The sequence below is a fragment of the Paenibacillus zanthoxyli JH29 genome (genome assembly GCF_000520715.1).
GTDB lineage: Bacteria > Bacillota > Bacilli > Paenibacillales > Paenibacillaceae > Paenibacillus_AQ > Paenibacillus_AQ zanthoxyli.
In genome coordinates this window covers 1-1,439 of record NZ_ASSD01000695.1, presented here as the reverse complement: position 1 = coordinate 1,439, position 1,439 = coordinate 1, and the positions used below count along the sequence as shown (strand labels likewise).

2 protein-coding genes are annotated in these 1,439 nt (G+C 59.1%); both read right to left on the bottom strand.

Translation table 11 applies throughout. The annotated features are described in order from the left end of the window. Positions 1-114: 114 nt before the first annotated feature. Entirely contained in the window at positions 115-939 is an 825-nt protein-coding gene (thiD, locus tag L691_RS0126775; protein ID WP_025693263.1) for a bifunctional hydroxymethylpyrimidine kinase/phosphomethylpyrimidine kinase, read from the bottom strand. 33 nt (positions 940-972) lie between these two features. Continuing rightward, the coding region (locus L691_RS0126770) for a hydroxyethylthiazole kinase (RefSeq protein ID WP_025693262.1) at positions 973-1,439 on the bottom strand (467 nt) is incomplete at its 5' end.

The window sequence follows — 1,439 nt, the reverse complement described above, 5'->3', positions numbered from 1 at the left end:
CTTCGCCTGCCGGTCTGCGGCTGTTGACGCTGCCCATGATGAAGTATACCCGAAGATGTTCCCGCACCGCTTCGCTGTCCAGCCTGCCGTCATTTGAGATGGCTTCCCGTTCGCTCATCGCTTCTCACTCCCTTCCGCGCGCAGCCTGCGGCCGTACGCAAAATGATTGGTCGGTCCATGTCCCGACCCGATGCCGAGGCCGTCCTCGATCGCCGCCCGGATAAATGCCTTGGCCGTTCGGGCGGCTTCCTCTGCCGAATGGCCCTTCGCCAACTCCGCCGTCAGCGCGGCTGAATAGGTGCAGCCCGTTCCGTGCGTATGCCGGGTATCAATGCGGGGACTCTCCATGTATATGAAATGGTCGCCGTCATACATCACATCCGTGACGACGCCGTTCCCGCTGCCGTGGCCTCCCTTAACGACAACATGACGCGAACCCATCTGCGCGATCCTTTTTGCCGCTTCCTCGCAGTCTGTCAGGCTGGCGATTGTCATATCGGCAATGATTTCCGCTTCCGGAATGTTCGGCGTCGTTACAAGGGCGAGCGGAAGCAGATGCCGGATCAGAGACTGCACCGCTTCCCGCTGAAGAAGGGAGGACCCTCCTTTGGCTACCATCACCGGATCTACCACCAGGTTATTCCATCCATATTGCCGGATTTTCTCGGCGGCGGTCCGGATAATTTCCCCGCTGAACAGCATGCCGGTCTTGACCGCATCTGGGGTCAGATCCTCGCCAATGGAATCAAGCTGCTGCGCCACGGCTTCCGGATCAAGCGGATACACGCCCTGAACGCCGAGCGTATTCTGCGCCGTTACCGCGGTCAGCGCCGACATGCCGTAAACGCCCAGCTCCTGAAACGTCTTAAGGTCGGCCTGTATGCCCGCGCCTCCGCCGCTGTCCGAGCCGGCGATCGTTAACGCCTTGTATACGTTCATATTTTTACGTCTCCCTTGTTGGAAAATTCCTGTTTAAGCCTCCCGGATTTTCGACAACTTCCCGTATTCCTCTGGCGTAAGAAGCGCCAGTTGGTTCAGGAGTTCGAGCTGGAAGCTGCCTGGACCCTGTTCAGCCGTCTTGGCGGCGGCGATTTCGGCGGCGACTCCGTAGAAGGAGAGGGCTTCGGCCGCCGCTTCCAGCGGGGAATCCCCGGCGACCGCGAGGAAAGCGGCAACGACAGAGCTGAGCAGGCAGCCGGTTCCGGTTACTTTGGTCAGAATGGGGTGACCGTTCGCCGCGATATACGTTTTATTACCGTCGGTGATAATATCCTCTTTACCGGTAACAATGGCGATGCATCCGAGCTTTTTCGCCGCTTTTTGGGCGACTTCGACATGATCGCCGTCGCCTGCGCCCGCGTCCACGCCTTTAATGGACCATTTCTCACCGATAACATTGGCAACCTCGGCCACATTGCCCCGCAGCGCCGTAATCTTCA